This window comes from Grimontia celer (assembly GCF_900055185.1).
In the GTDB taxonomy this organism is placed as follows: Bacteria; Pseudomonadota; Gammaproteobacteria; order Enterobacterales; family Vibrionaceae; genus Enterovibrio; species Enterovibrio celer.
Genome location: NZ_FIZX01000003.1, coordinates 116,854 through 141,307 on the forward strand (window position 1 = coordinate 116,854; position 24,454 = coordinate 141,307).

19 protein-coding genes are annotated in these 24,454 nt (G+C 49.1%); 9 read left to right on the forward strand and 10 right to left on the reverse strand.

Features of this window, described 5'->3' with window-relative positions:
- Positions 1–98: 98 nt before the first annotated feature.
- Positions 99–1,016 (forward strand): UDP-3-O-acyl-N-acetylglucosamine deacetylase, encoded by a 918-nt coding sequence (lpxC, locus tag GCE9029_RS19135; protein WP_039849731.1) that lies wholly within the window; start codon positions 99–101, stop codon positions 1,014–1,016.
- A gap of 63 nt (positions 1,017–1,079) precedes the next feature.
- Here the strand turns inward: lpxC and GCE9029_RS19140 are convergent, their stop codons facing one another.
- Positions 1,080–1,544, reverse strand: coding sequence for a DUF721 domain-containing protein (locus GCE9029_RS19140; protein ID WP_062666024.1), 465 nt, complete (start codon positions 1,542–1,544; stop codon positions 1,080–1,082).
- Between the two features lie 428 nt (positions 1,545–1,972).
- Between GCE9029_RS19140 and secA the strand changes: the two genes are divergently transcribed.
- A complete protein-coding gene (gene secA / locus GCE9029_RS19145; protein ID WP_062666026.1) occupies positions 1,973–4,699 on the forward strand; it encodes a preprotein translocase subunit SecA in 2,727 nt (908 codons plus the stop codon).
- Between the two features lie 61 nt (positions 4,700–4,760).
- Positions 4,761–5,165, forward strand: a complete 405-nt coding sequence (mutT, locus tag GCE9029_RS19150; RefSeq protein WP_062666028.1) for an 8-oxo-dGTP diphosphatase MutT — start codon at positions 4,761–4,763, stop codon at positions 5,163–5,165.
- A 56-nt stretch (positions 5,166–5,221) separates the two neighbouring features.
- Here the strand turns inward: mutT and yacG are convergent, their stop codons facing one another.
- The 8 genes from yacG to nadC form a co-directional block, all read right to left on the reverse strand.
- On the reverse strand, positions 5,222–5,419 hold the full coding sequence (yacG, locus tag GCE9029_RS19155; protein ID WP_002537389.1) for a DNA gyrase inhibitor YacG: 198 nt from the start codon (positions 5,417–5,419) through the stop codon (positions 5,222–5,224).
- A gap of 14 nt (positions 5,420–5,433) precedes the next feature.
- The gene (gene zapD, locus GCE9029_RS19160; protein WP_062666030.1) at positions 5,434–6,174 is read right to left on the reverse strand and encodes a cell division protein ZapD; all 741 of its coding nucleotides are present in this window, start codon (positions 6,172–6,174) and stop codon (positions 5,434–5,436) included.
- Positions 6,175–6,186: 12 nt separating this feature from the next.
- A complete protein-coding gene (gene coaE, locus GCE9029_RS19165; protein ID WP_062666032.1) occupies positions 6,187–6,786 on the reverse strand; it encodes a dephospho-CoA kinase in 600 nt (199 codons plus the stop codon).
- A gap of 3 nt (positions 6,787–6,789) precedes the next feature.
- Positions 6,790–7,659, reverse strand: a complete 870-nt coding sequence (locus tag GCE9029_RS19170) for a prepilin peptidase (RefSeq protein ID WP_062666034.1) — start codon at positions 7,657–7,659, stop codon at positions 6,790–6,792.
- Positions 7,660–7,764: 105 nt separating this feature from the next.
- Complete coding sequence (locus tag GCE9029_RS19175; protein WP_062666036.1) at positions 7,765–8,988, reverse strand: type II secretion system F family protein; 1,224 nt, start codon at positions 8,986–8,988, stop codon at positions 7,765–7,767.
- A gap of 11 nt (positions 8,989–8,999) precedes the next feature.
- A complete protein-coding gene (gene pilB / locus GCE9029_RS19180) occupies positions 9,000–10,694 on the reverse strand; it encodes a type IV-A pilus assembly ATPase PilB (RefSeq protein ID WP_082804396.1) in 1,695 nt (564 codons plus the stop codon).
- Between the two features lie 5 nt (positions 10,695–10,699).
- A complete protein-coding gene (locus GCE9029_RS19185; RefSeq protein WP_062666327.1) occupies positions 10,700–11,164 on the reverse strand; it encodes a pilin in 465 nt (154 codons plus the stop codon).
- Between the two features lie 222 nt (positions 11,165–11,386).
- A complete protein-coding gene (nadC, locus tag GCE9029_RS19190; RefSeq protein ID WP_062666038.1) occupies positions 11,387–12,292 on the reverse strand; it encodes a carboxylating nicotinate-nucleotide diphosphorylase in 906 nt (301 codons plus the stop codon).
- Between the two features lie 192 nt (positions 12,293–12,484).
- Between nadC and ampD the strand changes: the two genes are divergently transcribed.
- The 6 genes from ampD to GCE9029_RS19220 all read left to right on the forward strand — a co-directional run bounded on the left by ampD (position 12,485) and on the right by GCE9029_RS19220 (position 22,454).
- A complete protein-coding gene (ampD, locus tag GCE9029_RS19195; protein WP_062666039.1) occupies positions 12,485–13,027 on the forward strand; it encodes a 1,6-anhydro-N-acetylmuramyl-L-alanine amidase AmpD in 543 nt (180 codons plus the stop codon).
- 311 nt (positions 13,028–13,338) lie between these two features.
- Positions 13,339–14,112 (forward strand): pyruvate dehydrogenase complex transcriptional repressor PdhR, encoded by a 774-nt coding sequence (gene pdhR / locus GCE9029_RS19200; protein ID WP_002537403.1) that lies wholly within the window; start codon positions 13,339–13,341, stop codon positions 14,110–14,112.
- Between the two features lie 96 nt (positions 14,113–14,208).
- The gene (gene aceE / locus GCE9029_RS19205) at positions 14,209–16,875 is read left to right on the forward strand and encodes a pyruvate dehydrogenase (acetyl-transferring), homodimeric type (protein ID WP_062666041.1); all 2,667 of its coding nucleotides are present in this window, start codon (positions 14,209–14,211) and stop codon (positions 16,873–16,875) included.
- 14 nt (positions 16,876–16,889) lie between these two features.
- Positions 16,890–18,791, forward strand: a complete 1,902-nt coding sequence (gene aceF, locus GCE9029_RS19210) for a pyruvate dehydrogenase complex dihydrolipoyllysine-residue acetyltransferase (protein ID WP_062666043.1) — start codon at positions 16,890–16,892, stop codon at positions 18,789–18,791.
- Positions 18,792–19,002: 211 nt separating this feature from the next.
- Positions 19,003–20,433 carry a dihydrolipoyl dehydrogenase gene (lpdA, locus tag GCE9029_RS19215; RefSeq protein WP_002537408.1) on the forward strand — a complete coding sequence of 477 codons (1,431 nt, stop codon included), beginning with the start codon at positions 19,003–19,005 and terminating at the stop codon, positions 20,431–20,433.
- Between the two features lie 461 nt (positions 20,434–20,894).
- On the forward strand, positions 20,895–22,454 hold the full coding sequence (locus tag GCE9029_RS19220) for a methyl-accepting chemotaxis protein (protein ID WP_231870168.1): 1,560 nt from the start codon (positions 20,895–20,897) through the stop codon (positions 22,452–22,454).
- Positions 22,455–22,511: 57 nt separating this feature from the next.
- Here GCE9029_RS19220 and GCE9029_RS19225 read toward each other — a convergent pair whose 3' ends face one another.
- Positions 22,512–24,425 (reverse strand): methyl-accepting chemotaxis protein, encoded by a 1,914-nt coding sequence (locus GCE9029_RS19225; protein WP_062666045.1) that lies wholly within the window; start codon positions 24,423–24,425, stop codon positions 22,512–22,514.
- Positions 24,426–24,454: the final 29 nt, after the last annotated feature.

The following is a 24,454-nucleotide window of genomic DNA, read 5'->3' on the forward strand; positions in this document are numbered from 1 at the left end:
GTACAGCAGCATGGTATCATGCTGCCCGTTTTGCCCTATTGTGACACTGTAATGAGTGATTTGGGGCGCAAAAACATGTATTCAGTTGGGAATGGCAGATGATTAGACAAAGAACATTAAAAACTATTGTTCAAACGACCGGAGTTGGTTTGCACTCTGGCCGTAAGGTCACCTTGATCCTGCGCCCGGCTGCAGCGAACACAGGCGTGATTTATCGCCGTACTGACCTGAATCCACCGGTAGATTTTCCGGCGGATCCGGCTTCTGTACGCGACACCATGCTGTGTACTGCACTGGTTAATGATGATGGCGTACGTATCTCTACCGTTGAGCACCTTAACGCTGCTCTGGCTGGTATGGGTATCGATAACGTGATTATCGAAGTAGATGCACCAGAGATTCCAATTATGGACGGCAGCGCAAGCCCGTTCATTTATCTGCTGCAATCTGCCGGTATTGAAACACTTAATGCACCAAAGCGTTTTGTTCGCATTAAGAAACCTGTTCGCATCGAAGACGGCGACAAGTGGGCAGAATTGCTGCCATATGACGGCTTCCGCCTTGACTTCGCCATCGATTTCAATCACCCGGCAATTGAAGCTGAGCAACAAAATCTGGTGTTGGACTTCTCTTCTCAGTCGTTCATCAAAGACATCAGCCGCGCACGTACCTTTGGTTTCATGCGTGACATCGAGTATCTCCAGTCACGTAACCTATGTCTGGGTGGTAGCTTTGATTGTGCAATCGTCCTTGATGATTACCGAATCCTGAACGAAGAAGGCCTGCGTTTCGACAACGAGTTGGTGAAACACAAAGTATTGGATGCCATTGGTGACCTTTATATGTGTGGCCACAACATCATTGGTGAGATGCGCGCATACAAGTCAGGCCATGCGTTGAATAACCAGTTGCTGCGTGCAGTGCTGGCTGATCAAGAAGCATGGGAGTGGGCGACATTTGAAGATGAGCAGACGCTCCCAGTGACATTCGCACAACCAGGTATGGTTCTAGCGTAATCGAAAGAACAAAGAAAAAACCGAAGCTAAAGCTTCGGTTTTTTTATGCCTGTAGAAAGGTGACTAATCTTCCCGATTCGACGTGGCTGCGATGGCTTCCAAGCGTTTTTTTACTTTTTCCGGCGCGCCTTCAGCGATAGCTTTAAGATACTCGGCCGCCATAGGGCTAACCTTGCGCATCTTTTTCTCAGCCTCTTTAGCTTCTTCCTTTTTCTCTAAATCGACGGCTAGCGCTGGGTTAACCTTTATCTCAATCGTCATTAGCGAAGGGAGTGTGTTCCTTCTAAGCGCGGACATCAAAGTGTGTCTGTCATAGTTTAGCCTGGTTGCCCATGCTGAAGAACCGCACTCCAAAATCAAAATACCATCACGGTAATTCGCCACGCGGCATTGTTTTGCCGATTGGGTAGGCAGCAAAGCCTTAACCTGCTCATTGAGCTGGGAAAGCGCCATGGCTCGCTGACGCACTTGCCCGGTCAGTGAGCTTTCCAGTAGTTCCTGGGCGGCTTGTGGTCGATGGTCTCTCATTGATGTCTGTTATCCCAAAAAGCATAGTTAAAGAGTATCAATTCCCGGCTATTCTCTCCATGTCATCCCTGCATAAACCTTGATATGGCGTTATAAGTTTGCACCACAACTGAACATAAACTGCACTAAAAAGGTTCTAGTCAATGAACGGGTTCTAATTTTTGTCAACGAAAGTCGATGAACCCGCATTACAGGTGGGATGAGCGATAGATATGCCTTATTATAATCAGCCTTGAAGTACCATAGCGTGATTAACTGATTCACAGGCCTTGAAATCTGACTCCAAAGGCACAAGATCAACGCTATAACGCATCGTTAATTCTTCCGAAAGAATTTTGGCAGAGGGATATGCTGATTGTTCTCTGCCGCACTGGATCCAGGCTTTGGCCAACACGCTAAAGCGACAAAATGAGAGAAACGGCAAAGCCATGTTATCGAAACTAATTACCAAAGTAATCGGAAGCCGCAATGACCGCACACTGCGTCGCCTTCGCAAAGTTGTAAACGAAATCAACAACCTTGAACCGCAATTTGAAGCACTCAGCGATGAAGAGCTGAAAGCTAAGACGGCGGAATACCGTGAACGTATCGAGCAAGGTGAATCACTGGACGCTATTCTGCCGGAAGCCTTTGCTACCGTACGTGAAGCGTCTAAGCGTGTTTACGGCATGCGTCACTTCGATGTTCAGATGATTGGCGGCATGGTACTGAACAATGGCCAAATCGCAGAGATGCGTACCGGTGAAGGTAAAACCCTGACCGCAACCCTGCCAGCTTACCTGCATGCGCTTACGGGCAAAGGTGTTCACATCGTCACGGTGAACGACTATCTGGCAAAGCGTGATGCTGAAACTAACCGTCCACTGTTTGAATTCCTGGATATGACGGTTGGCGTGAATGTGCCAAACATGCATCCGCAAGAGAAAAAAGAAGCGTACCTTACAGACATTCTTTACGGAACCAACAACGAGTTCGGTTTCGATTACCTTCGCGACAACATGGCATTCCGTGCCGAAGACCGCGTTCAGCGCTCCCGCTACTTTGCCGTAGTGGATGAGGTCGATTCAATCCTTATCGATGAAGCGCGTACCCCTCTGATCATTTCCGGTCCAGCAGAAGACAGCTCAGATATGTACACTCGTATCAACACGCTGATCCCACAACTGGTTCGCCAGGACAAAGAAGATAGCGAAGAGTACCGTGGTGACGGTCACTTCACTGTTGATGAAAAGGGCAAGCAGGCTCACCTGACAGAAACCGGTCAGGAATTTGTTGAAGAACTGCTGAAGAAAAATGGCCTGATGGAAGAGCACGACACTCTGTACTCTCCAGCCAATATCACTTTGCTTCACCACATCAATGCTGCACTGCGTGCGCACGTGCTGTTTGAGAAAGACGTTGATTACATCGTGAAAGACGATGAAGTCATTATCGTTGACGAACACACAGGCCGTACTATGCCTGGCCGTCGTTGGTCTGAAGGTCTGCATCAGGCTGTTGAAGCCAAAGAAGGCGTGAAGATCCAGAACGAAAACCAGACGCTGGCATCGATCACTTTCCAGAACTTCTTCCGTCTGTATGACCGTCTGTCAGGTATGACAGGTACCGCAGATACCGAAGCGTTCGAGTTCCAGTCGATTTATGGTTTGGATACTGTAGTTATTCCAACCAACAAACCAATGGTCCGTGATGATATGGCGGATCAGGTTTATATGACCGAACGTGAGAAGTTCAACGCGATCATTGAAGATATCAGAGAACGTAGCGAGAAAGGCCAGCCTTCTCTGGTGGGTACGGTTTCGATTGAAAAATCTGAGCTGCTTTCGAATGCACTGAAAAAAGCGGGTGTTAAGCACTCAGTACTGAACGCAAAATTCCACGCTTCAGAAGCAGACATTGTCGCTGAAGCGGGTGCACCAGGTGCGGTGACCATCGCGACCAACATGGCGGGTCGTGGTACTGATATCGTGTTGGGTGGTAGCTGGCAGACTGAAGTTGCTAAGCTGGAAAACCCATCAGAGCAACAAATTGACGATATCAAAGCGAAATGGCGTGAGCGTCATGACGCAGTGAAAGCAGCGGGTGGCCTTCACATCATTGGTACCGAGCGTCACGAATCACGCCGTATCGATAACCAGCTACGTGGTCGTTCAGGTCGTCAGGGTGACCCAGGCTCAAGCCGTTTCTACCTGTCGATGGAAGACTCACTGATGCGTATTTTTGCTTCTGAGCGTGTGTCAAACATGATGAAGAAGCTGGGTATGGAAGAGGGCGAAGCGATTGAGCACCCATGGGTGAACAAGGCGATTGAAAACGCCCAGCGTAAAGTAGAAGGTCGTAACTTCGATATTCGTAAGCAACTGCTGGAATTCGATGACGTCGCTAACGACCAGCGTAAGGTAGTTTACGAGCTACGTGATGAGTTGATGGAAAATACCGACATCAGCGAAATGATCGAGCAAAATCGTGAAGACATCGTCGATGCGGTGATTGATCAGTACATCCCACCTCAATCTCTGGAAGAAATGTGGGACATCGCAGGACTCGAAGGCCGTCTGAAAGCCGACTTCGACGTTGAGCTTCCTTTGCAGCAGTGGTTGGACAACGACGACAAGTTGTATGAAGAGCAACTGCGTGAGCAGATCCTGAATAACATCGTTGATGTCTACAAATCGAAAGAAGCCGCTGTGGGTGCTGAAACCCTGCGTAACTTCGAAAAAGCGGTCATGCTGCAAACGCTGGATACGCTTTGGAAAGAGCACCTGGCCGCAATGGATCACCTGCGTCAGGGTATCCACCTGCGTGGTTATGCGCAGAAGAACCCGAAACAGGAATACAAGCGTGAATCGTTTGAACTGTTTGAAGGCCTGCTGGAGTCACTGAAGTCAGATGTGATCATGACACTGAGCAAAGTACGTGTACAGCAGCCAGAAGAAGTGGATCGCATGGAAGAGCAGCGCCGCGCGCAGGCAGAAGCCGCAGCACGTCGCCAGCAAATGAACCATGCCGAAGCGGAAAACCAATTGGCCGACGGTGAAACACAAAATGCATCGTCAGAAACTGTGGTTCGCGATGGCCGTAAAGTGGGTCGTAATGAACCTTGTCCTTGCGGTTCCGGTAAGAAATTCAAGCAGTGCCACGGTAAGATTGATTAAACCTAGGCACGCGAAAGAAAAGGCCGCTTAGCGGCCTTTTTTATGGAAGTGAGATAATTAAATGGAAAAGAAACGACTTCATATCGCTGCAGGGATCATTTTGAACCCTGAAGTCAATGCGATTTTCATCACCCAGCGTCCAGCCAAGGCTCACAAAGGCGGCTTTTGGGAATTTGCTGGTGGTAAAGTTGAAGATGGTGAATCTGCTCTGGAAGCGGTTAAGCGAGAGCTTGAAGAAGAAGTGGGGATTACCGCTAAGACTATTGAGCCATTTATTTCACTGGCGCATGAATACCCTGATAAAGCGTTGGCTTTCGATTTCTTTCTTGTCAGAGAATTCGAAGGTAAACCGTTTGGTAAAGAAGGGCAGCCAGGGGAGTGGGTGGCTATCAGTGAGCTAGCAAACTATACCTTCCCCGAAGCGAACGATCCGGTGCTGGATAAAATCCGCGAGATTCTGGGTTAATTGTTTCAGTGTGGAAAATAGGCTCCTAGGACCTAAGCCCCAGGAGCTGATCTTTTTCAGTTATCTTCTGACCAGCCGTCACTGTCAGACATATCCGGTGCACCGGCAATACGCTTTTCTTCATCGGCCCATTCGCCAAGATCAATCAGTTGGCATTTCTTGCTACAAAACGGTCGAAATGGGCTGACATCGCCCCAAACCACAGGAATGCCACATTGTGGGCAATTGACGATGGTTGGCTTTTCTTGACTCACAAAAACCTCTTTAATTAACAAACTGCCAGAGATAAGGCCATCATGTCTGGGACAGGCTGACTCTCATCAAATGGCATAAAACGGATGGCAAAACGCGACTTGTGACCAGATACTAACGGGAAAGCATTGTATTCAGTCGAGAGTTGAATGCGTAGCAAGCTTGCTCCTTCCACATCCTGCTGATAAAACCCATTCACCACCGTACATGGCTGAAGGCCAGCACTGCCGCGGGTCAGACGCAACCAGAAGCTCAGCGCGTTCTCTAGCGGAGCAAGCGTCTGCTTCCATTGTTCCGCATTAGATTGCTTGTGTGCCAGCGGAAGATTCAGCCAGTGGTGCAGAGACGGCAAATCAAAACTGCAGGTACCACCAGGAATGGAAAAGCGCTGGCGGATAGATGACAAAAACTTATCTTCACGAAGCTTCTGGCCAAGGCGCGAACCCTGCAGCAATGCTTGCTGGATCTGGCGGCTTTCAAGCAATAGCGCTTTTAGTTGTTCAGTATCGACATTTGGCACATCGAGCCATGTTTCGAGCTTGGCACGTTGTTTCTCTAAATCCTTGGCAAGGTCGCCCTTTACCTGTACCTGTTCCAAAATCTCAACCAAGTCGAACAGGCTGCGGAAAAATACGCGCCACTGACCGTCATCAGTCAGTGTGGAAGATTGATTGATTTGATCGAGTAGGTACTCAAGACGCAGGTATACGCGAACCTGCTCAGTCAGGGGATGCTCGTAAAGGGTGTCACTGCTCATCTTGCTTCCCGTTTATTGCGCCGCCAGAGCGAGATACTGGTGGTGCAATGTTTCTATCTGTTGTGACAACACTTTGCTGTCATCTTCATTGGTTATGACGTCATTAGCAGCTTCAAGTCGCTGTTCGCGAGTGGCCTGCGCGGCGAGAATGCTTTTAACCTGCTCTTCTGGCACTTGGTCCCGTTGGGTGGTTCTGGCAATTTGAGTGGCTTCACTGACATCGACAACCAACACACGTTGGCAGAGTGATTGAAGACCATTTTCCACCAGAAGGGGAATGACTAACAGGCAATAAGATGACTTGGCCTGAGCGGTTTGGGTAATCATCTCGTGTCTGATCTTGGGATGCAACAGACCATTGAGCCATTCCTTGTCTTCTGGATGAGAGAAAACGTGTTCGCGCAGTGCCCCGCGGTTCAGCGTGCCGTCGTCATTAAGCATGGAAGCACCAAACTTTGCCGCAATAGCTTTTAGTCCCTCAGAGCCAGGTTCAACCACTTGTCTGGCAATCACATCGGCATCAATCACCTCAATGCCTTTTTCCGCGAACAGGTTGGCAACCGTGGTTTTTCCACTACCAATACCGCCTGTGACGCCTACCACGTATGCCATGAATCAGTAACCCAGGTAAGAAGTTAAGTACCAGTCGATGATCTTATTGCCCCAAAGCAAACTGATCCACCCCGCAATCGCGAGATAAGGGCCAAATGAGAAAGGTGTTTCTTTTCCGGTGCCTTTGACACGCATCATAATGATGCCGCCAATCGCACCAACAAACGAGGCCATCAGCACCACCATCGGCAGCGCTTGCCAGCCAAGCCAAGCGCCAAGAGCCGCTAAGAGCTTAAAGTCACCATATCCCATTCCTTCCTTGCCTGTCAGGATCTTAAACAGCTGGAATACGCTCCAAAGCGAAAGATAACCCGCCATCGCACCAATAACTGCATCTTGCAGCGACACCGGAGAAACACCAACAAGTGCGAGCAAAATACCTGCCCACATCATAGGAAGTGTCATTTGATCCGGCAGCAGCATGGTGTCGAGGTCGATAAAGCAAAGAGCGACCAGTACAAAAGTGGCACCAATCACAGCCAGTGACCAATAGCCAGTCAAGTTGAACGCCACAAAGCCTGAGAGGACTGCTGTCAGGATTTCGATAAGAGGATAGCGAACGCTGATTTTAGTTTTGCACGAGCGGCATTTACCGCCAAGGAACAGCCAACTCAACACAGGAATATTGTCAATGGCACGAACCGGGGCTTGGCAAGAAGGGCAATGAGATCGTGGCAAGCTCAGGTTGAAGATGTCGCTTTCCTTTGGAGCAGGCATGTCATCAGGAAAGCACTCATGGCACTCCTGCCGCCACTGGCTTTCCATCATTTTGGGAAAACGGTAAATCACCACATTGAGAAAACTGCCTACGATGAGGCCAAACAGCGAGGCGAGAAAAACATACAGACCCGGAGAGTCAAAAAGCCAGTCCATCAATCAATCCTGTGTAAACTTTGTTGGGTATGATAACGACTTGTGCCGCTTCGCTCCATGTGAAATGAAGCAGTTAGCCGCACAAAACAAAGAAGGGTCGGAAGCCTAGCCCATCACACTCATTAGATTGAACATTGGTAGGTACATCGCCACCACCAATGAGCCGATAAGAATACCCAAAGTGACGATGATCATCGGCTCCAGAATTTTACCGAGATTATCTACCGTGTTATCCACGTCGGCTTCATAGATACCAGCCACTTTATTCAGCATGTCATCCAGCGCACCTGATTCTTCTCCAATCATTACCATCTGGGTCATCATGTCAGGAAATTCTCCGGTTTCCTTGATGGAACGGTGAAGAGGGCGGCCACCAGACGTTTGCTTATGCACTTCCTCAATAACCATTTTAAAGTGGCTGTTATTAGCTGTTTTGCCCGCGGCAGACAAACCATTGAGTAATGGAATACCGGCACTAAACGTAGTCGCAAGTGTTCGGGTAAATCGAGAAATGGTGGCTTTGGTCAGCACATCCCCAATTACAGGAATATGCAGTGAGAATTTGCTGACTTTAAGTCTGAAGCTGTAGCTTCTGTTCACGCAAGCTTTAAAGGCAGCAACAAACAGAATGAGCGCCACCAACAGATAAAGCCCGTAGTCCCGAATCGCGTCAGATATATTCAAAACTTTTTGTGTGAACCAAGGTAGTTCTGCCCCGAAAGAAGAAAACACATCTTTGAAAGTTGGGATCACGAAGATCAGCATGCCGATAGTCACGCCAATAGCGATAACGCAGACGATCGAAGGATAGATCATGGCTTTCACCACTTTCGCCCTCGTTTCCTCGCTCTTTTCACGATAGACACAAATACGCGCAAAGATTTGCTCCAATCGACCGGTTTGTTCACCGGTGGCAACCAAATCACAGTAAAACTGATCAAAAAGAGGTGAGCTCGCTTTCATCGATTGCGCCAGTGAAGAGCCCGCTTCAATGTGGCTGTAAATCTGGCTGATGATCAGTTTCATTTCCGCTTTCTTAGCGCTGGATTTTAGCAGTCTCAGCGTTTCTCCTAGCGGCACGCCCGCTTCCAGCATGGTTGCCATCTGGCGGGAGAAAAGGGTGATATCTTTGGCTGTCGCCGAGTTTCTGCGGCGAACCCAGGAGGACGGCGAACGCTTTTTAATTTTCTCCAAGCGAATGTGTTGTTCCTGAAGGGATTGCCTAGCTTCTTGCTCTGAGAATGCCAGTGTCTGGCCTTTTACCTTGGCGCCTTTGGAGGTAACGCCGCGCCACTGATAAGAGAAAAGTTTATTGGGACTGGAGGCCATGATATTTCCTTTTACAGACTGATCACGCGTTGCAGTTCTGCAAGGCTGGTGATGCCTTCATTGAGTTTTTCGATACCAGATAATTGGAGCGTTAACATGCCATTGCCCATGGCGAGGGTTTCAATGCGGGACGCTGACGCGCCATTACCAATCGCTTCTGCCAAATCTCTACTAATTGGCATGACTTCGTAAATACCGACGCGGCCAAGATAGCCATGGTTGCAATGATCGCACCCTTCCGGTGAGGCTTGATAAACCAGCTCTGGTTTGAGCGAAGGATAGTGTTGTGTCAAGGCTGTCAGATGATGGTCATTAATATCATGCGGCACTTTACAGTGTGGGCAAAGGCGACGGCCTAAGCGCTGGGCGATAATCAATGTGAGTGAAGCGGCAAGGTTATAGGCAGCAACGCCCATGTTTGCCAGACGGGTGACACTTTCCGCCGCTGAATTAGTGTGCAAAGTCGACAATACCAAGTGACCAGTTTGTGCCGCCTTGATACCGATTTCTGCGGTTTCTAAATCACGGATTTCGCCGACCATCACCACATCTGGATCCTGTCGGAGAAAGGCACGTAGTGCCTTAGCAAAATCCAACCCGATGTCGTTGTTGATGTTGACCTGGTTAATACCGGGAAGATTGATTTCAACTGGGTCTTCGGCGGTGGAGATATTGCGATCAGCGGTATTGAGATACTTCAGACCAGTATACAAAGAAACGGTTTTTCCGCTTCCCGTCGGGCCAGTCATCAAGATCATCCCTTGTGGGCGATTCAGCGCATTCAGATAATCTTGTTTTTGCTGCGCGTTATAACCCAGAGAGTCAATATCCAGCGCAACACTGCCGCCGTCCAAAATCCGCAGCACCACCTTTTCACCCCAGAGCGTTGGTAGAGTGGAAACCCGCATATCAATGGATTTTTCTTCGGAAAGATTCAGCTTAATCCGTCCGTCTTGTGGAAGACGGCGCTCAGCGATATTCAGCTTGGCGATAATTTTTAACCGTGTTGAAAGACGGCGCGAGATACCGGCTGGCGGGGTGCTGTGGGTCTGCAAAATACCATCCAAGCGGAAACGGATTTGATAACTCTGTTCGAATGGTTCGAAATGGATATCGGAAGCTTGTTTACGGACAGCATCCATCAGGACTTGTTGGATGTAACGGCTGACGGGCGCATCGTCCGAAAACAGGTCTTCGTTTTCAGCAATGTCATCGATGCTGTTACTCAGTGCTTCCAACTCAGAGTCTGTCACACTGTTGGTTCGAACTCTTTCCGTGACATTCTTACCATAAAGCCGTCGAATCGCCCCTTCAATTTGGCCATGTTCCAACAGTATGGGATTAACTGAATAACCTGTGGCGAACTGGAAATCATCCTGAATATCTATTCGTGTGGGGTCACTAACCCCTAAAAGCAGTTGCTGATTGCGAATTTCTAAAGGGAGAGATTGGGAATAAAGCACCAAATCTTTTTGATTCAAAGTCGTGTTGGTGTTTTCCCAAGGATATTGCTTGATGTCCTGCAAAGGCTCGCCAAAAATTTCAGAAACGGCTTTAGCGAGCGCTTCACTGGATAGGATCTTTAAAGCGAGCAAAGCCGAAGGTGTGCTCACACCTTCGGCTTTGATTTTTGCTGTGATTTCTTGCTCCTGCGCTGGGGAAATGTATTCCGCTCGGCGCAGGGCTACAGCAAGGTTTAGTAACATTATTCTTATGGAGTTGCCGGAGCATTACATCCATCGATATCGCCAGCAGCAGTTATAATTTCTGCTTCAGCTACACACTTCCAAGCTTCCGCATTTCTTGTGAAAGTAATTTTTTTATCACCAAAAGATGAATGTTCAGTATCAAATGTAAAGACTAAAGTTCCTGCCACTGCATCATCGCCTGTAGTAGCTGCCGTACCAGTGATCTTTCCAAGGGCACCTACTTTAAATTCACCCGCAGCCTCATCAGGATCTAAAGCATCTGCAAAGGTTGCTAAAGTGTTGGTATTGTTCGCGGCAATATGCAATTCAGCTTTAGTTAGTAGATTTTTAACCGAGGCAACACCAGCTTTAGCATCTGACTCAAGTTTGTATTTGCTATATGCAGGCACAGCGATTGCAGTCAGTGCACCAATAATCCCCACTACAATGAGGAGCTCAATTAAGCTAAAACCCTTTTGCTTTTTCATATCCATTACTCTCCAGTTTATATATTTACGCAACTGTGTGCTTAAAGTGGTTCCAAGATAAGGCGGATAGAAAGGGGAAAACAGCAGATAAAATTCGGGTTACGAGTGGTGGGTTGTCTTTTCTGTAACTGATTTGTTAATCAATTACTTTAATGTGAAGCGCGAAATAAAAAAGCAGGCGTTATGCCTGCTTCTATCAATTAGTCGATTGATATTAATGAGTTACTTTAGTCTCATCGACAAGTCCATGGCGCGAATATGTTTGGTCAGTGCACCGACTGAAATGTAATCCACGCCGGTTTCTGCAAATTCGCGGATGGTATCAAGGGTGACATTGCCGGAAACCTCCAGCGCGACTTTCCCTTTGTTGAGCTCCACAGCTTGGCGCATCATTTCGGTGGTGAAGTTATCAAGCATCACGATGTCTGCTCCTGCATCAATCGCCTGCTGCAGCTCATCCAACGATTCAGTTTCAACTTCAACCGGTTTACCAGGATTTAACTTCTTAGCCGTTTCTACCGCACCTTGAATACCGCCGCAGGCAATGATGTGGTTTTCTTTAATGAGGTAGGCATCGTAAACACCAATGCGGTGATTAAAGCCGCCCCCACAGGAAACTGCATATTTCAGCGCGTTGCGAAGCCCGGGAATAGTTTTACGTGTATCCAGCAGGCGGGTTTGGGTGCCAGCAATCTTTTCTACGTAGTGGGCAGTTTCTGTTGCGCAGCCAGAAAGTGTCTGGATAAAGTTCATCGCGTTACGTTCGCCGGTTAGTAGAGTGCGGGCTGGGCCTTTCAGTTCGCAAAGCACCTGATTCGGTTCGACCTTATCACCGTCTTCCACTTTCCAGTCGATAGTGACCGTGCTGCCAAGTTGGCGGAACACTTCATCAGCAAAAGCACGGCCGCAAAATACGCCAGCCTCACGAGTGATGATAGTTGCTTCACCTTGAGTGTCGGCAGCAATCAGACTGGCTGTGATGTCATTGTCCGCATTAATCTCGCCGCCCAAATCTTCTTTCAGTGTATCAGTGACGCAGCGAACCACATCTTCTTCAAGGTGTGCTTTGAGGTAGGCGATACGGCTTTGGCTATCATGGACGCGTGAAGTATTTGAAAGATCGGACATGGTGGTTCCATCACAGTGAATTCGGTTTAAATCAGGCTTTACCTGAACATTGGCAGCAAGTTTACCGCCGGGACAGAAATTTTGCGAGGTAAGAGGTGAGTTCTCTGTATGCTGAATCGTTAGAAAGTTGTGCCTGTTTTGGCAAATGGCGGGTTAAAATAGTCAAAGACCTGTTTTGCAGCTGAGTTTTCAATGTTAACCATCACCGATCATTTGTTGGATAGCGCCAGTTATGTTCCTTCGCCTCACTTTAACGAGCGCCCGGTCGAGGAAGACATTTCGCTGCTGGTGGTACATAACATCAGCTTGCCGCCGGGTGAATTTGGTGGCAGCTATATCGAAGATTTCTTTCAGGGAAAACTCACCTCTACATCGCATCCTTTCTTTGATGAAATCCGCAATGTTCAAGTCTCAGCCCATTGCCTGATTAAACGTGATGGCAGTGTGGTGCAATTTGTTCCTTTCAATCAACGAGCTTGGCATGCTGGGGTGTCTTCATTTGAAGGCCGTGAGCAGTGTAATGATTTCTCGATTGGTATTGAGCTTGAAGGAGCAGATGACTTGCCATATACAGAGGCACAGTACGTTTCATTAGCAGATGTATCTCGCGCTATCATGAAGCACTATCCTGCTATTACCCCTGGGCACATTACTGGCCACGAGCACATTGCACCAGGAAGAAAAACCGACCCCGGCCAGTCATTCCACTGGGAGAAGTTTAAAGCGCTCCTCTAGGCCAAAAAAACAGAGGGGATGTGCGTAAAGGTGTGTTGACGATTTACTACACCACCTGAAACGACTTTGAGACTGAGCGCACAGAATTCCAACCGTGACCAAAATAATTGGTCTGACCATTACATCTCCATTGATTAATAAATGCGCGACATCTAATTGTAACTTCTATGACTTAAATCAAGTTTACGGTGGACACTAAAGCCGCATTCTGGTAACTTTTTATGTGTTTGGTAATTGGTCTTACCAATTTACAAGGCCAGAAAATGGGATAGGACGCGCAGGAACTCCGGCGCCAAATAAATAATAAAACGATGGCTATACAACGGATTCGTCAACCCAAACTATCTGACGTTATTGAGAAAGAGCTTGAAAGCCTAATTCTGGAAGGAACCCTCTCGCCTGGGCAAAAACTGCCACCAGAGCGCGAGTTGGCGAAGCAATTTGATGTTTCCCGCCCCTCCGTCCGAGAAGCAATTCAGCGATTAGAAGCCAAAAAACTCCTTAATAGAAAACAAGGTGGTGGCACCTTTGTGAGTGAGCGCTTGTGGCAGCGTTTCTCCGAGCCTTTGATTGGCCTGTTGGCTGACCACCCTGAAAGCCAGCTTGATTTGCTGGAATCCCGTCATGCGCTGGAAGGTATTTCCTCCTATTTCGCTGCGCTGCGTGGAACTGATGAAGATTTAAAGCGAGTGTGTGCTTGCCACGACAGCATTCGCGAAGCCCAGCAGCTTGGTGATTTGAAAGCCGAAGCCGCCGCCGTTATGAAATACCTGATTGCCGTTACCGAGGCATCACATAACGTGGTTCTGCTGCATATCATGCGCAGTCTGGCGCCATTGCTGGAGCAAAACATTTTGCAAAACTTTGAGTTACTGAACCGACGTGAAGATGTCGTCGCGAAAGTAACCAAGCACAGAGCCAATATTGTTCAGGCGATTACCGCTGGTGAGCCGGAAAAAGCCCGCCAGGCATCGCATGCACATTTGGCCTTTATCGAGGAAACCCTGCTGGATCTGGGCCGTGAGGAGAGTCGAATTGAGCGCTCTCTTCGCCGGATACAGCAACGCAAGGACGAGTTGGAATAGCGGATCCCGACAGCTTTGAGGAGTTGTCAGGAACCGTTTTTTCAGCTGCGACAACATTAGTTTTGTACGAGTCAATCAACGAAAGGATAGATCGCCATGTCTGAAGTCATGAAAAATGACGTGGACGCACTAGAGACCCAAGAGTGGCTAGCAGCTCTTGAATCAGTCGTTCGTGAAGAAGGTGTAGAACGTGCCCAGTTCCTGCTTGAGCAAGTTATGGAAAAGGCGCGCCTTGACGGTGTTGATATGCCAACTGGCATCACCACCAACTATGTGAATACCATCCCTGCAGACAAAGAGCCTGCATACCCGGGTGATGTAAACCTGGAACGTCGTATTCGTTCTATCATTCGTTGGAACGCGATCATGATCGTGTTGCGCGCATCGAAGAAAGATCTGGAACTGGGCGGCCACATGGCGTCTTTCCAATCTTCAGCTGCATTCTACGAGACCTGTTTCAACCATTTCTTCCGCGCACCTAACGAGGTGGACGGTGGTGATCTGGTTTACTACCAAGGTCATATCTCACCGGGTATCTACTCGCGTGCATTCGTTGAAGGTCGTCTGACTGAAGAGCAACTGGATAACTTCCGTCAGGAAGTCGACGGTAAAGGTATCTCTTCTTACCCACACCCTAAACTGATGCCTGAGTTCTGGCAGTTCCCAACCGTATCTATGGGTCTGGGTCCAATCTCTGCTATCTATCAAGCACGTTTCCTGAAGTACCTGAACGGTCGTGGTTTGAAAGACACTACCAACCAGCGCGTATACGCATTCCTGGGTGACGGTGAGATGGATGAGCCAGAATCACGCGGCGCGATTTCTTTCGCAGCTCGTGAGAAGCTGGACAACCTGTGCTTCCTGATCAACTGTAACCTGCAGCGTCTGGACGGCCCTGTAATGGGTAACGGCAAGATCATCCAAGAACTGGAAGGTCTGTTCAAAGGTGCTGGCTGGAACGTGGTTAAGGTTGTTTGGGGTAGCGGTTGGGACAAACTGCTGGCGAAAGACACCACCGGTAAACTGCTGCAACTGATGAATGAAACCGTTGATGGTGACTACCAGACGTTCAAAGCAAAAGACGGTGCTTACGTTCGTAAACACTTCTTCGGCAAATACCCAGAGACTGCAGCACTGGTTGCTGACATGACTGACGAAGAGATCTTCGCGCTGAAGCGTGGTGGTCACGAGCCGTCGAAGCTGTACGCTGCATTTAAGAGCGCACAAGAAACTTCAGACCGTCCAACAGTGATCCTGGCTAAGACCGTTAAAGGTTACGGCATGGGTGAAGCGGCTGAGGGTAAGAACATTGCGCACCAGGTTAAGAAGATGGATATGACCCATGTTCTGCACCTGCGTGACCGCCTGGGTCTGCAAGACCTGCTGTCTGACGAAGACGTTGCTGCACTGCCTTACCTGAAACTGGAAGAAGGTTCAGCGGAGCACCAGTATCTGCACGCTCGTCGTCAAGCGCTGAAAGGCTACACGCCTAAGCGTCTGCCTAACTTCACTGAAGAACTGACTCTGCCACAGTTGGACGCATTCCAACCTCTGTTGGAAGAGCAGAAGCGTGACATCTCTACCACCATGGCTTTCGTACGTGCACTGAATGTGCTGCTGAAAGACAAAGGCGTGGGTAAAAACATCGTTCCGATTATTGCGGACGAAGCGCGTACCTTTGGTATGGAAGGTCTGTTCCGTCAAATCGGTATCTACAACCCGCACGGCCAGAACTACACCCCACAAGACCGTGACATCGTTTCTTACTACAAAGAAGCAACGTCAGGTCAGGTACTGCAAGAAGGTATCAACGAGTTGGGTGCAATGTCTTCATGGGTTGCTGCGGCAACTTCATACAGCACCAACGATCTGCCAATGATCCCGTTCTACATCTACTACTCAATGTTCGGCTTCCAACGTGTTGGCGACATGGCGTGGATGGCTGGCGACCAACAAGCACGTGGCTTCCTGCTGGGTGCAACTGCGGGTCGTACAACTCTGAATGGTGAAGGTCTTCAGCACGAAGATGGTCACTCACACGTTATGGCAGGTACGGTTCCTAACTGTATCTCTTACGACCCAACTTTCGCTTACGAAGTAGCAGTGATCATGCAAGACGGTATCCGTCGCATGTACGGTCCAGAGCAAGAGAACGTGTTCTACTACCTGACGCTGATGAACGAAAACTACGCGCAGCCAGCAATGCCAGAAGGCGCTGAAGAGGGTATCCGTAAGGGTATCTACAAGCTGGAAGCATACGCGGGTGACAAAGCTAAAGTTCAGCTGATGGGCTCAGGCACCATCCTGAATGAAGTACGTGCAGCGGCTGACATCCTGAGTAAGGATTACGGCATCGCATCTGACGTATTCAGCGTGACGTCTTTCAACGAACTAGCACGTGATGGCCAGGCGTGTGATCGTCAGAACATGCTGAACCCAATGGCAGACGCGCAAGTCCCATACATTGCACAAGTGATGGGTACTGAGCCTGCTATCGTAGCGACTGACTACATGAAGAACTACGCGGACCAAGTTCGTGCGTTCATTCCTGCTGAGTCTTACCGCGTGCTGGGTACTGACGGCTTCGGTCGTTCAGACAGCCGTGAGAACCTGCGTCGTCACTTCGAAGTTAACGCTGGCTACGTTGTAGTTGCTGCGCTGACTGAACTGGCGAAGCGTGGTGACATCGAGAAATCAGTGGTTGTTGAAGCCATTGAGAAGTTCGGTATCGACACTCAGAAAGTGAACCCACTGTACGCGTAAGAGGCATATATCAAATGGCAATCGAAATTAACGTACCAGACATCGGTGCCGATGAGGTTGAAGTTACTGAGATCCTCGTTAGCGTTGGTGACAAAGTTGAAGAAGATCAGTCGCTGATCACCGTTGAAGGTGACAAGGCGTCGATGGAAGTACCTGCATCACAGGCCGGTGTGGTTAAAGAAATCAAAATCGCAGAAGGCGACAAAGTTTCTACCGGTTCTCTGATCATGATTTTCGAAGCCGAGGGTGCAGCTGAAGCTGCACCTGCTCCTGCAGCAGAGGCCGCTCCAGCAGCGGCACCTGCTCCAGCAGCAGCGGCTGAACTGAAAGAAGTTCACGTACCAGATATCGGTGGCGACGAAGTAGAAGTCACTGAAATCATGGTAGCGGTTGGCGACAGCATTGAAGAAGAGCAATCTCTGATCACTGTTGAAGGCGACAAAGCATCAATGGAAGTACCAGCTCCTTTCGCTGGTATTCTGAAAGAAATCAAAGTAGCAGCGGGTGACAAAGTGTCTACCGGCTCACTGATCATGGTTTTCGAAACTGCAGGTTCAGGCGCAGCAGCACCAGTTGCAGCGGCTCCAGCAGCAGAAGCTCCTGCGGCAGCACCAGTCGCTGGCGGCGTGAAAGAAGTTCACGTTCCAGATATCGGTGGTGACGAAGTCGAAGTGACCGAAATCATGGTAGCAATCGGCGACAGCATCGAAGAAGAGCAGTCACTGATCACTGTTGAAGGTGACAAGGCTTCTATGGAAGTTCCTGCACCATTCGCAGGTGTGCTGAAAGAAATCAAAGTAGCAGCAGGCGACAAAGTGTCTACTGGCTCGCTGATCATGGTATTTGAAGTGGCGGGTGCAGCACCTGCACCAGCGGCGGCAGCGCCAGCAGCATCTGCTCCTGCAGCGGCTCCAGCTCCTGCTGCGGCACCTGCAGCAGCTTCTGCGCCAGCAGCAACTGGTGATTTCCAGGAAAACAACGAGTACGCACACGCGTCTCCAGTTGTTCGTCGTCTGGCTCGTGAGTTTGGCGTTAACCTGGCGAAAGTGAAAGGTACTGGTCGTAAGAGCCGTATCCTGAAAGAAGACGTTCAGAACTACGTGAAAGACGCGCTGAAGCGTCTGGAATCTGGTGCGGCGGCTTCTGCTTCTGGTAAAGGTGACGGCGCAGCATTAGGCCTTCTGCCTTGGCCGAAAGTTGATTTCAGCAAGTTCGGTGAAACTGAGGTTCAACCTCTGTCTCGCATCAAGAAGATTTCTGGCGCGAACCTACACCGTAACTGGGTAATGATCCCTCACGTGACTCAGTGGGACAACGCTGACATCACAGAGCTGGAAGCATTCCGTAAAGAACAAAATGCTATCGAAGCGAAGAAAGACACTGGCATGAAGATCACCCCACTGGTGTTCATCATGAAAGCTGTTGCGAAAGCGCTGGAAGCATTCCCAACGTTCAACTCTTCGCTGTCTGAAGACGGTGAGAGCCTGATCCTGAAGAAATTCGTTAACGTTGGTATCGCAGTAGACACGCCAAACGGCCTGGTTGTTCCTGTCTTCAAAGACGTGAACAAGAAAGGTATCTATGAGCTGTCTTCTGAGCTGATGGAAGTATCGAAGAAAGCACGTGCTGGCAAGCTGACTGCAGCTGACATGCAAGGTGGTTGTTTCACTATTTCCAGCCTGGGTGGCATCGGTGGTACTGCATTCACGCCAATCGTGAACGCACCTGAAGTTGCAATCCTGGGTGTGTCTAAGTCAGAAATGAAACCTGTATGGAACGGCAAAGAATTTGCGCCTCGCCTGCAGCTGCCATTGTCTCTATCGTATGATCACCGCGTGATCGACGGTGCAGACGGTGCACGTTTCATTACTTACCTGAACGAGTGTCTGTCAGACATTCGCCGTCTGGTACTGTAAGGCAACACTCCCCCGATCAGCGTTCGTCTGCATATGGCGAACGCTGATTTGATGTACAGCTCACAGGCTATGGGTTTTTATTTTTCAGCTTGTTAACACGGCTGTAAAATGTCAGGCCAAATGCGAGGCTGCAGATGTACCGCGCAGTGAAACAAATGGTCCAAAATAATAAAACTCTTAGTCAGGGATATAAGACTACAACGAGGTCAGAATGAGTAAAGAAATCAAAGCCCAAGTCGTCGTACTGGGTTCGGGTCCTGCAGGTTATTCAGCGGCGTTTCGCTGTGCAGACCTGGGTCTGGACACCGTTCTGGTAGAAAAATACAGCACGCTGGGTGGTGTGTGTCTGAACGTGGGTTGTATCCCATCGAAAGCACTGCTGCACGTTGCGAAAGTTATCGAAGAAGCAAAAGCGATGGCTGACCACGGTGTTGTATTTGGTGAACCAACTACAGACATCAGCAAAATCCGCGTATGGAAAGAGAAAGTTGTTAACCAACTGACTGGCGGTCTTGGCGGCATGGCTAAGATGCGTAAAGTGAACGTGGTTAACGGCTACGGTAAATTTACCGGTCCTAACACCATCGTGGTTGAAGGTGCAGATGGCGCGACCACTGTTAACTTCGACAACGCAATCATCGCTGCGGGTTCTCGCCCAATCGAACTGCCATTTATCCCGCATGAAGATCCACGCATCTGGGACTCTACCGATGCACTGGAACTGAAAGAAGTTCCTGAGAAAATGCTGGTTATGGGTGGCGGTATCATCGGTCTGGAGATGGGTACTGTTTACCACTCACTGGGTTCTCAAATCGACGTGGTTGAGATGTTCGACCAAGTTATCCCAGCAGCAGATAAAGACATCGTTAAAGTCTTCACCAAGCGTATCAGCAAGAAGTTCAACCTGATGCTGGAAACCAAAGTGACTGCGGTTGAAGCGAAGGAAGATGGCATCTATGTAACGATGGAAGGTAAGAAAGCACCTGCTGAGCCGACTCGTTACGACGCAGTACTGGTTGCTATCGGCCGTGTACCTAACGGTAAGCTGCTGGACGCTGAGAAATCAGGTGTTGAAGTTGATGAGCGTGGTTTCATCAACGTTGACAAGCAAATGCGTACCAACGTACCGCACATCTACGCGATCGGTGACATCGTAGGTCAGCCAATGCTGGCTCACAAAGGTGTTCATGAAGGTCATGTAGCGGCTGAAGTTATCGCTGGTAAGAAGCACTACTTCGATCCGAAAGTGATTCCTTCCATTGCGTACACTGAGCCAGAAGTGGCTTGGGTTGGTCTGACTGAGAAAGAAGCGAAAGCACAAGGCATCAACTACGAAGTTGCTACCTTCCCATGGGCTGCATCTGGCCGTGCAATCGCGTCTGACTGCTCAGACGGTATGACGAAGATGATCTTCGACAAAGACACTCACCGTGTTATCGGTGGTGCGATTGTTGGTACCAACGGTGGCGAACTGCTAGGCGAAATCGGTCTGGCTATCGAGATGGGTTGTGATGCAGAAGACATCGCATTGACCATCCACGCTCACCCGACTCTGCATGAGTCTGTTGGTCTGGCTGCAGAAGTGTTTGAAGGCACGATTACTGACCTTCCAAATGCGAAAGCGGTGAAGAAGAAAAAATAATTTCTGATTCCAGAATTGAAAAGCGTCTCTTAGGAGGCGCTTTTTTATTTCTGCTGTTTAATAAATTAGGCTTGGTGTTAGCGTTACTTTACAAGCGTAAGAGCTTGATATAACGGCTTTTTGAACCAGTCTTAAAATTTTTAAACGGTCAGCGTATTTTTATTTCGATTAGGTCAAAGAAGTGTTTGATAATGTTTCTGAATAATTGAAAAAACGCATAATATTGCGGACATTGATCGTGTGTTTGTCTGATTTAGCGTAAGCCTATTTGGTTCCCCTTTTTGACAGCGTGTGTGCTCATCACCACTTTTCTGTCAGCCCTACCTTTTTGCTTTTTCAACAATACCCATCGATCGTTTATGCAGTTTGAGGTTCCCATGTTTGCGTTTAGCCAACTTTCGTTTAAGACCAAGCTTTTTATACCGCTTGCGTTTGTTAGCACCATTTTTACTGGCGTCTTAGTGGCGTCTTATCAGACTTTTGAAAGACAAATTACGCTCAACGAAGAGCTTAATGAGCAGCTTCAGCCCACATTCACTGATATTGAAGATGCCTACCGAGACCTCTATCAGTCGCTGGGAAGTTTGGAAGGTTTGCTGGCGCGAGGAGTATCACCAGCAACGATTGAAGTGCAGCAATTCGAGTTTTATGACAATGCACCGAAAGCGGTACAGCGTATGAAATCCTTTCAATCTCTGATTGATACGGGCATTGTCGATAGATCTCTTCAGGCTGATCTAAACCGACTCACACAGAAGACGGATCGTTGGCTTGATGCTTTGGAAGTGATTATTAACGAGCCTTCCACCGCGAAAGCTCGATATGCAGAGCAACATAAGGCTCTCTCCGACGATTTCGCCGACATCCGAGGTGATATCAAGATCCTTGAGAAGGCGATTGAGGCTGCGACTAAACGAGTTTCCGGCGAAATCGCTGAGTCCACGATTAGCGCTGAGCGCTTGATTGTTGGTGGCACGTTCGCTGCGCTTATTCTGGCACTGGTCGGCGGGATAGTGCTGTCCCGAATGCTGATGAAGCCGATCAATGAAATGTTGGAAGCACTGAGAAACATTGCTTCAGGAGATGGCGATCTAACGCAGCGACTGTCAGTGCAATCACAAGACGAAATTGGACAACTTGGTAACGCATTCAATGAATTTGTCACAAAGATACAAACCAGTATCAAGCAGGTTGTTGATGCCTCTCATGATGTCCGTGCTCAAACAGAGCAGATCGAAACGGCGATGCGAAGCAGTGTGACGCAAACAGAAAGTCAGCAACGTGAAAGCGACATGATCGCTGCTGCGGTACAGGAAATGAGTGCCAGTAGCTTCCAGATCAGCGAAAACGCTTCGGAAGCAGCAGAAGCAACTCATACTGCGACGCAGGAAGTGGGCGCAGCGCAGGATAGCCTTGCGAGCACTGTGAGCGCCATGGCATCGCTTCGTGAGCGTATTGAGCAGTCACAATCGACCATTGGTACTCTTAACAATGATGTCGACAGCATTGCGTCAATCATCGACGTGATTCGTGGCATCGCAGAACAAACCAACTTACTGGCATTGAATGCGGCGATTGAAGCTGCGCGTGCGGGTGAGCAGGGTCGAGGTTTTGCTGTTGTTGCCGATGAAGTGCGCGTGCTGGCGAACAAGACTCAGCAAAGTACGGAAGAGATCCGTGAAATGATTGAGCGCCTTGAAACCGGCACCAAGAATGCCGTGGTAGCTATGGATGAAAGTAGCGAAGCGAGCCAGAAGACCGTCGCTCAAATCCAGCAAACCTCGGAATACCTGGATGCAGTATCCACCATGATTGTCACCATCAATGACCAGAACAGTCAGGTCGCAGCAGCGTCTTCTCAGCAAAAGACAGTATCGGAAGACATTAACCGCAACATTCACGGTATCGTGGAAAATGGAAAGCAAGTGCACGATAACCTGGAAGAAGTGGAAGGTGTGTGCCTGAATCTGGCGGAAAGAAGCCGACAACTCGACAGCGTGGTTGGCGCTTTCAGAGTCTAAGCGTTCACGCACAAAAAACGCCGCAATTGCGGCGTTTTTTGTTTTTTTTGGCAACGTTTAAAGTTTAAAGCGTTTTACCAGTTCGTCGAGTGTATGCGAAAGTTCCCGCAACTCATCGCTGGCACGAGCCATGTTCTCAGCCGTATCTGCGGTTTGCTGAGTGGTTTCGTTAATGTCTTCGATGTTGCGGTTGATGTCAGCAACGACGGTCGACTGTTCTTCCGTCGCTGTTGCGACTTGAGTGTTGATGTCTGAAATCAGTACGATTTGCTCGTTGATTTGCATCAGTGCTGAAGAGGCATTCTGTGACGCATCCGCGCCCTGGAAGGTCAGTTGTTGACTGCTCTCCATCGCTTCAACAGCAGATTGCGCTTCTTTCTGCAGATCATCGATCATGGTCTGAATTTCATTGGTGGATTCCGCGGTTCGGCTGGCAAGGCTTCTCACTTCATCGGCAACCACCGCAAAGCCGCGCCCTTGTTCGCCAGCACGTGCCGCTTCAATCGCTGCATTCAGGGCCAGTAAATTGGTTTGTTCTGAAACGCCACGTATAACATCCAAAATTCCACCGATTTGCTGGGTATTACCAGCCAGCTTGCGGATCACCTCTGCCATGTTGTCCATGTCAGTGGCGAGCTGCTGAATACTGTCTTGCGCCGACATGACCACGCTCTGGCCCGTCGCCGTTTCATTCGCTGCATTGTTGGCTGAATCCGCCGCATGAGCAGCATTGGCCGCGATTTCATTCACTGTCGCGCCCATTTCATTGATGGCGGTAACAACAAGCATGGTACGGTCACGCTGACTTTGACTCTGATTCTGGGTCATTTGCGCTTGCTCAGCCACGACAGAAGCCGAGTTGTTAAGTGACTGGCTGGTGGCTGCAACATCACCCACCACTTGATGGATTTTGCTGACGAAACCATTGAAGCCCTGCGCAAGTTGACCGATTTCGTCGTTGCCTTTTACCTCAAGACGTTGGCGGAGGTCGCCTTCGCCTTCACCGATATCACGGAAAACTTTCGCCAAATCGGAGATAGGACGGGTGATAGTCGATGCAAGGAATACCGCAGCAACGGCAATCAGCGCACACACCAAGACGGACAGCAGGATGATCTGCTGTGCCGTGCTGGTGAGTTCATCGTAAACTTCGCCGGTCGGCACTTCGGCGACTACAAACCAATCCAAAGAAGGAATGTAGCTGGATGCCAAAAGAACATCACGCTCACCGGTTGATGTCGCAATCAGGTTAAAGTCACTTTGAATTAACAGGTCACGAACATTTCCCTGATACATCTGAGAGATGTTACTGCTGCCCATGTGGGCACTGTCGCGGTGCAACTGCACTCGGCCGTCACGGGAAACCATAAATACAAAGCCACTCTGCTCGACTTTGAACTGGTTCATGAAGTTGACCATGTTATCCATTGAACGGGACAGACCAGCCAATAGGGATCCGTTAAGCTGTTGATAGTTTACAAACAGCTTCAGGTCGCCGTTATCTTCCCGGTATACACTGGTGGTGCGCGCTTTACCGCTGCTGACCAGTTTAAAGAACCAGGAGCTGTCTTCTGGTTTCAGTTGACGCAGAAAGCCGTCCTGGTTCCAGTAGTCACCGTTTGCACGGTTGGCGACAGAAGCATCCGTTAATTGGTATTGTTGTTTAAGGGATTGAAGTGTCTCAACGATATCCGACTTGGAGCGTGGGTCCCCAGCAGCCTGAACGGCGGTTGCCATCATTGGCATACTGGCCAATTGCTCTGCGGCGGCTTTCAGTTGGGTGACACTTTGCTCCACTTCTTCACGGATATTGGTGAGAAGTAGTGGCAGCTCATTGTCGAGCAGACGCGCCTCTACCATATCGTGGGCTTTGGTGAGACTCAGGAAACTGACGAGGGTGGTGGAAGCGATAACCGCTGAGATCATCGCAAAAATGAGTTTCTGTTTTATAGTTAACCGCGTGAAATACATGCTTTTCTCCGTGGTGCCGATATGCGTTC